Source organism: Anaerotruncus massiliensis (ex Togo et al. 2026) (assembly GCF_030825285.1).
GTDB classification, from domain to species: domain Bacteria; phylum Bacillota; class Clostridia; order Oscillospirales; family Ruminococcaceae; genus Anaerotruncus; species Anaerotruncus massiliensis.
This window is the reverse complement of sequence record NZ_JAPJQF010000084.1, coordinates 1-6,225: the sequence shown is the minus strand read 5'-3', so window position 1 is coordinate 6,225 and position 6,225 is coordinate 1. Positions and strand designations below refer to the sequence as shown.

The 6,225-nt window shown below is 62.2% G+C and carries 9 protein-coding genes; 1 reads left to right on the top strand and 8 read right to left on the bottom strand.

Features of this window, described 5'->3' with window-relative positions; translation table 11 throughout:
* Nucleotides 1-179 precede the first annotated feature (179 nt).
* The 8 genes from RCI06_RS13940 to RCI06_RS13905 form a co-directional block, all read right to left on the bottom strand.
* Complete coding sequence (locus RCI06_RS13940) at nt 180-419, bottom strand: heavy-metal-associated domain-containing protein (protein ID WP_101548569.1); 240 nt, start codon at nt 417-419, stop codon at nt 180-182.
* Nucleotides 420-877: 458 nt separating this feature from the next.
* On the bottom strand, nt 878-1,126 hold the full coding sequence (locus RCI06_RS13935; RefSeq protein WP_101548571.1) for a hypothetical protein: 249 nt from the start codon (nt 1,124-1,126) through the stop codon (nt 878-880).
* A 111-nt stretch (nt 1,127-1,237) separates the two neighbouring features.
* Nucleotides 1,238-1,465: a hypothetical protein gene (locus RCI06_RS13930; protein ID WP_199724050.1), complete on the bottom strand. Its 228-nt coding sequence runs from the start codon at nt 1,463-1,465 to the stop codon at nt 1,238-1,240.
* 13 nt (nt 1,466-1,478) lie between these two features.
* Nucleotides 1,479-1,613, bottom strand: coding sequence for a hypothetical protein (locus RCI06_RS13925; protein ID WP_256153159.1), 135 nt, complete (start codon nt 1,611-1,613; stop codon nt 1,479-1,481).
* 63 nt (nt 1,614-1,676) lie between these two features.
* Complete coding sequence (locus tag RCI06_RS13920; protein WP_306576403.1) at nt 1,677-2,159, bottom strand: DUF4367 domain-containing protein; 483 nt, start codon at nt 2,157-2,159, stop codon at nt 1,677-1,679.
* Between the two features lie 131 nt (nt 2,160-2,290).
* Nucleotides 2,291-3,055: an SDR family oxidoreductase gene (locus tag RCI06_RS13915; RefSeq protein ID WP_306576402.1), complete on the bottom strand. Its 765-nt coding sequence runs from the start codon at nt 3,053-3,055 to the stop codon at nt 2,291-2,293.
* A gap of 15 nt (nt 3,056-3,070) precedes the next feature.
* Complete coding sequence (locus RCI06_RS13910; RefSeq protein ID WP_276874256.1) at nt 3,071-4,120, bottom strand: NAD(P)-dependent alcohol dehydrogenase; 1,050 nt, start codon at nt 4,118-4,120, stop codon at nt 3,071-3,073.
* A gap of 219 nt (nt 4,121-4,339) precedes the next feature.
* Nucleotides 4,340-5,461, bottom strand: coding sequence for an ROK family transcriptional regulator (locus tag RCI06_RS13905; RefSeq protein WP_306576401.1), 1,122 nt, complete (start codon nt 5,459-5,461; stop codon nt 4,340-4,342).
* Nucleotides 5,462-5,583: 122 nt separating this feature from the next.
* Between RCI06_RS13905 and RCI06_RS14385 the strand changes: the two genes are divergently transcribed.
* Nucleotides 5,584-5,934: a helix-turn-helix domain-containing protein gene (locus RCI06_RS14385; protein ID WP_373690863.1), complete on the top strand. Its 351-nt coding sequence runs from the start codon at nt 5,584-5,586 to the stop codon at nt 5,932-5,934.
* The last annotated feature ends 291 nt before the right edge of the window (nt 5,935-6,225 follow it).

The following is a 6,225-nucleotide window of genomic DNA, read 5'->3' as shown; positions in this document are numbered from 1 at the left end:
GGCGCCTGTGGCCCTCTTTGAATGCGCGTCGCCGCTCTGCGGCGCTCGCCGCAGGCGAGGAGCGCATCTAAAGCCCCGCCGGGTGCAGCGCGGCAAATCCAAACCGTCCGCCGGGCGGCAAATCAAAAAAGGAACGCCGCCCCGGGGGCGGCGTTCCTTTTGGCTGTCCGAAGCCCGCGTCAGCGGGTCTGAATCTCGCTGGCGTCGGCCGCAATCTGGAAGCCCAGACGATTGAGGCGATGTTCTATCCGGTCGTATGAGGTGCCGGAGCTGTCGTAATCGACCGCGACGAGCCGGTGTTCCGGATTGACGCTGACGGAGGTCACGCCGTGCAGAGCGTCCAGCTCGCGCTTAATGTCCTTCAGAGCATGCTTGCCGCCGAGGTTTTCAACGATAAAATATGCGCTTTCATTTGACATCATAATCACCTCGGGAATAGGATTCCCCGGGGAAATGCAAAGATGCGGGGGAGAAGCGGCGCACTAAAAACTGTTTCTGGTTCCGGAAAGCAGCGGCAGGATGACGATACAGATGAGCAGGATAATCCCCACGCTCAGGGTGATGGTGCTGAGGTTTTGTGAATTTGGCATGGTACGGCCCTCCTTACGCCAGTTTATGCGGGCGCAAAAGGGCGGGTGCAAAAACAAAAGCGCGGCATGACGCCGCGCTTTTAGAGAAAAGAGGAGGAGTAAGAAAAGTATATGAAAACCCCGTAGGGGAATGGCTGGGCCTGCCGGCGTCCGGCCGGTATTCCGTTCATCCGGCGTCGGCAGATTGATCATGTCTCTATCATAACGGGCAATTATGACGCAGATATTTGAGTTGCGCGAACATTCTGAAAAGGATTTGTGAATCAATTATGAAGGACGGGCGCGGATCAGATATGCCACTGTGTAATATTGCCGTAGAGCTTGTCGTCGGGGGTGCGGCCGCCCGGCCCGAAGACGTTGCGCTTGAGTTCGGCGGAGCCCGATTCCTGCACGTCGCCGAAGACGGGGGTGGGCTGTACGCCGCCCTCATAGGCGATCAGGACGACACGCCTGCCGGTGTCGCGGCTGATCTGTGTTTCCAGCCGCTTGATTTCGGTTTTGAGCCGGTTGGACAGGTCGGCATATTGGTATTCCATCAAAAGTCACCTCGGCAGTATTGTTCGCCGCGGGACGCGAAAAATCAGCGGAAAATCACGGCAAAGCGCGCGGGAGAAAGACGAAAAAAAGCGCCGCGTGGGCGGCGCTTTTCAGGGGTTGGGGTCCCCGACCGAGCCGTCCCCCTTCAGCTCGTGGAAAACCTTGTGGTCGTTCCGGCCGTTTTCGATGACCGGGCGGACGTGGGCCTTCCCATGCTTGGCCTTGCCCTGGATTTCAGGGACGGGGGAGACTTCGTTCTTCGGGAAGCGGCTGATGTGGTTGCTTTCCGTCCCGTGCGGCTCGCGCGGGTCGGGGCGGCGCATTCCGGGTTTTGGCATGGCGGTCCCCTCCTTACACGTCGTCCGGTTTGACCGAATGTTTTTTGGCGTTCCGGTTGTGGTTCTGGTTTTCGCGGGTGAGGGGAGTCTGGCCGTTGCACTTTTTCCTGCGGACCTCTTTTTTGTCCGGCTGGCTGTCCTTTGGCATATGATCACCTCGGGAATAGAATTCCCCGGAGGCGGAAAATTAACCGTCCGCGCGCCGCCGAAATCAGTTTTTGACGCTTTCCACAATTTTGACCAGCTGCTCCTTCGAAAGCGGGGAGGCGGCGTGGAGGGAATAGGAGAACGCGTCGTCCTGCCAGACGGCGAGCGACCGGGACCCATCGGCGCCCTTCATGAGGACGGCGTTCCCGTTGACGTCGGCGGTTTCCTCCTCGTCGTAGGCGTTGTAATCGCCGCTGATGTCGGAGCCGTCGGCCTTCCCGCAGCGGTAGGTCAGGTCGTTCTGCCCGTCGGTGTAGATGAGCTGGATGGTGTTTTTCGCGATGGTCGTGACGGCCTCGAGCGCATATCCTTCGGGCAGCCCGGCGGGCGTCGGGATTTCAAATCCTGCGGCGGCCTGCGCGTCCTCGAGCGTTTCGTATTCCTCGATGGGGTTCGGAAGCTGGCTCTCGGCGGGCTTCTGCCCCGCACAGGCGGAGAGCATGGACAGGGCGATAACGGCGGCCAGGCAAATTATCCATTTTTTCATTGCGGATGCTCCTTTCAGAGGATAGGTGCCAAAGGCGCGGCGGTTTACTGCATGGACGCGAAAAAGAAAAGCGGGGCGGTTCCCGGGAACCGCCCCGCCCTTTTTTTATGCCTCCGCTTTCCCGCTGCCGCCTACAGGCAGGTATAGCCGCCGTCCACGATCACGTTGCTTCCGGTGGTGTAGCCCGAGGCGTCGCTCGCGAGGTAGAGAAGCGCGGGAAGCAGCTCCTCCGGCTTCCCCATGCGCGCCATCGGGATCATCGGGATCCAGGACTCGCGGTACTCCTCCGGGATCTCGTCGAGCGCGCCCGTCGCAATATATCCCGGGCTGATGCAGTTGACCCGGATGCCCGCTTTGACCCATTCGACCGCCAGCGACCGGGTCATGTGGATGACCGCCGCCTTGGACGCGTTGTAGGAGCACTGCCACTGGGGAAGGTTGACGATCGAACCGGACATTGAGGCCATATTGATGATGCTCCCGCGGATGCCCCGCTCCATCATGATCCGCGCGGCGGCGCGCGCCACAAAAAACTCCCCGAAAAAATTGACGTTCATGACCGTGCGGAAGTTTTCCGCCGGCGCGTCGACCGAGTCCTCGTGGATGCAGATGCCGGCGTTGTTGAACACCACATGCACGACGCCGGACCGGCGCGCGATCTCGGCGAAGGCGGCGTCGACGGCCGCTTCGTCGGTGACGTCGGCGGCGATCCAATAGCCCCGGCCGTCGGCGGCCGCGATGCCCTCCAGCGCCTCCTTCGGCTCGCTGCGGCAGAGGATGGCCACCTCCGCGCCGGCCTTCGCGAGTCCGACCGCGGCGGTCTTTCCGATCCCCTTGCTCGCCCCGGTCACGACCGCGACCTTGCCTTTCAGTCCAAACAGTTCCTCGACATACATGGCGGTCCCTCCTTTCTAATCCGCGACCCTGACGACGCCCTTGACGACCTCGTCCTTGTTGTTGATGCAGATGTCCAGCGCCTCGGGCAGGTCGTCGAACGCAAACTCGTTGGTGACGATCCCGCGGATGTTGATCCGCCCCGTCGCGACCGCGTCGATCGCCATCGGGTAGCAGTGGCGGTAGCGGCAGATGCTTTTGAAGGTCAGCTCCTTGTTGATGGCGGCGGTCATCGGCAGGGTCATCTCCCCCGAGGCTCCCAGCCCCACCAGCACGATGGTCGAGCCCTTCTTCGCCATCTGGATGGCCTGACGGGTGGTGGCTTCGGTCCCGGCGGTCTCGATCACGAGGTCGGTCCCCCGGCCGCCGGTCAGCCTCATGACCTCCTGTACCACGTCCGCCGTCCTCCCGTTGATCACCCCGTCCGCGCCGCATTCCAGCGCCTTCCTCAGCCGTGCCTCGATCACGTCCACCACGTAGACCCTCGACACCCCCATGGCCTTCATCGCCAGCAGGGAGACCAGCCCGATGCATCCGGAGCCGGTGACGACCGCCGTCTGCCCGATGTGCGCCTCCCCGAGGTTGGCGGCATGGAAGCCCACGGCGAGCGGCTCGATCAGCGCGCCCTCCATCGTGCTCACGTTGTCCGGGAGCTTGAAGCAGAGCCCCGCCTCGTGCGCGACGTACTCCTGGAACACGCCGTCCACCGGCGGGGTCGCGAAAAACACCACGTCGGGACAGAGGTTGTAGCGCCCGGTGCGGCAGAACTCGCAGTGGCCGCAGGTCTTTCCCGGCTCGAGCGCCACCCGGTCCCCGGCCTTGAGGCCGGTTACGCCCGCGCCGGTCTCCACCACGGTGCCGCCCGCCTCGTGCCCGAGCACAAAGGGAGGCTCCACCCGGCAGTCGCCGATTCCGCCCGTCGCGTAATAGTGCAGGTCCGACCCGCAGATGCCGATGTATTCGAGCTTGACGAGCACCTCGCCCGCCTTCGGGCGCGGGATTTCCCGCTCCTCAAACGCGCTCCTGCCGACGCCGGTCATGACCGCCACTTTCATCTTTCCCTGCATATGGGCTTGCTCCCTTCAATAGTTAGTTAGGATATTTACATAAAGAATCTAACTATTAAAATACGGGTTTTCCCTCCGCTTGTCAACGGCAAATCCCGCGCGCCGCGCGAAAAAGGGCAAAATCATCGGAATCCACAAAAGCGGCCGCGCCGATTTAGACAAAAAAGCGGGGATCGCTCCCCGCTTTTCCAATTCCGACGATGTGGGACCCGGCCGCGCTCAGATGCTGTTCACGAACGCCTGCACGTGGATCAGCGCCGCGCCGACCGCCGACGCCTCGGTGCGGTAGCGGCAGACCCGGACATAGCCGCCGTCCCTGTCGAATCGGTTCAGGTAGGCGAGCCGGCCGCGCAGCTCCTCCAGCTGGTCCTCCATATACGCGCCCACGTAGCCGCCGAGGATGACCGGGCAGTCGAACGCCATCCGCAGGATGTCCACCCCGGCGGCGAGGTTGTCCAGATAATCCGCCCAGGCGATGCGCGCCTTCGGCGCGCCCTCCCGCAGCTCCCGGAAAAATGCCGGGAGGCTGCCCCCCGCCAGTTCGGAGAGCACCGTCGCGGAGCAATAGGCGTCCAGGCAGCCCTTCTTGCCGCAGTAGCAGCGTTTGCCGTCCCGTTCGACCGGGATGTGCCCGAACTCGCCGCCGCGCTGGTTCTCCCCCTTGTAGAGCTGCCCCCCGAGCAGGATCGCGCCGCCCACCGTGTTGCTCAGCGAGAGGTAGAGCGCGTCGGACGGGCTCTGCACGTCCCAGACCTCCGCGAAACCGGCCGCGTTGGCGTCGTTGCAGAAGACGCAGGGGAGGGGGATCGACCTGGAGAGCTCCGCGCAGCGCAGGTTCTGCATCCGCAGCACCCGGGAATCGAGCATCAGGCTGCCGTCGGCCGAAAAGGTCCCCGGCATGGAGACGCCCACGCCCAGCACCCGTTCGGCGGGCGCCGCCGCCTTCCCGATCAGGTCCCGCACCATGCCGGCGAGCGCGTCGGCGTATTCGCCGCTCACCGCAAAGGCGCGCTTCTCCCGGCTTTCGGCGAGGATGCCGCCCTCCAGGTCGACCAGCACGCCGCTGATGTGGTTCGCAGTCAGGTCCAGCCCCACGGCGGTCCGCGCGTCCTTCACGCAGGTGAGCGCGACCGCCTTGCGTCCTCCCGTGGAATCGAGGCTGCCGCCCTCCTCCACCAGGCCGCGGTCCTGCAGGTACCGCACGTTCTGCATCACGGTCGGCATGCTCAGCCCCAGCCGGTGGCAGAGCTCCGGCCGTGAGATGCGCGGATTCTGGTAAATCATCCGGTAGATGCGGTTGCGGTTGACCGTCTTGATCTCCATGACGGATTCTCTGGGCATTTTCTTTTCCCCTTTATGAAAATGATCTTACATTTGATTTTACCCCGCCGCCTCCGGTTTGGCAAGCGCAAAGCGAAAATCACGCGCCGCGTCCCACCCGCCAGTAGAGGATAAGCGCGATAATGCCAGGCGTATCTGGCATATTGGTCAAAGAACGGCATGTTTTCCGCCGGAAGAGTAAAAACGGTCAGATATTTGAACTTTTAGCGGCTTCCTTTTTGAACGGACACATAGTAGAATCGAACGAGGCGGCCCGCAGAAAGGGACGCGTCATGTTGTCAACGACAATCGGAGTGAACGTCAGAATGAACAGATTGGAATTGGGATGGTCGCAGGAACGGCTTGCTTTTGCTTCGGGGGTGTGCGTGCGCACGATTAGCGCGATCGAGTGCGGGACCGCCAACCCGACTTCGGACGTAATTGAAAGTCTTGCCTGGGCGCTGGGGGTCCCCGTGTCCAGACTTGTCGGATAGAGATTCGCATGGTGTAAACTTCGACGGCGGGCCGCCTTTATTAAGTACAAGTGTCGTATAAGTGTCGTAGCCGCAATCCTGTGCAACTATCGTTGATGCAATAAGAAACCCGCATAGTAGCTTACTATGCGGGTTTTCGCGTTGGTGGAGGAGGGTGTTTCGCTTTTCTGCGGAAAAGCCACGGCGGTTGCGGCCCGCTCCCGGCGGCCTGCCAGGAGCCGCCTTTCGAATCCACCCGGGAACAAAAAAACACGAGCATCTTACGATGCTCGTGTTTGGTGGAGGAGGGTG

What these genes read in the sequence shown, in the direction of transcription:
- RCI06_RS13910 (WP_276874256.1), bottom strand. Translation starts at nt 4,120, where the DNA reads ATGCAGGGAAAGATGAAAGTGGCGGTCATGACCGGCGTCGGCAGGAGC.
- RCI06_RS13940 (WP_101548569.1), bottom strand. Translation starts at nt 419, where the DNA reads ATGTCAAATGAAAGCGCATATTTTATCGTTGAAAACCTCGGCGGCAAG.
- RCI06_RS13920 (WP_306576403.1), bottom strand. Translation starts at nt 2,159, where the DNA reads ATGAAAAAATGGATAATTTGCCTGGCCGCCGTTATCGCCCTGTCCATG.
- RCI06_RS14385 (WP_373690863.1), top strand. Translation starts at nt 5,584, where the DNA reads ATGCCAGGCGTATCTGGCATATTGGTCAAAGAACGGCATGTTTTCCGC.
- RCI06_RS13930 (WP_199724050.1), bottom strand. Translation starts at nt 1,465, where the DNA reads ATGCCAAAACCCGGAATGCGCCGCCCCGACCCGCGCGAGCCGCACGGG.
- RCI06_RS13915 (WP_306576402.1), bottom strand. Translation starts at nt 3,055, where the DNA reads ATGTATGTCGAGGAACTGTTTGGACTGAAAGGCAAGGTCGCGGTCGTG.
- RCI06_RS13905 (WP_306576401.1), bottom strand. Translation starts at nt 5,461, where the DNA reads ATGCCCAGAGAATCCGTCATGGAGATCAAGACGGTCAACCGCAACCGC.
- RCI06_RS13925 (WP_256153159.1), bottom strand. Translation starts at nt 1,613, where the DNA reads ATGCCAAAGGACAGCCAGCCGGACAAAAAAGAGGTCCGCAGGAAAAAG.
- RCI06_RS13935 (WP_101548571.1), bottom strand. Translation starts at nt 1,126, where the DNA reads ATGGAATACCAATATGCCGACCTGTCCAACCGGCTCAAAACCGAAATC.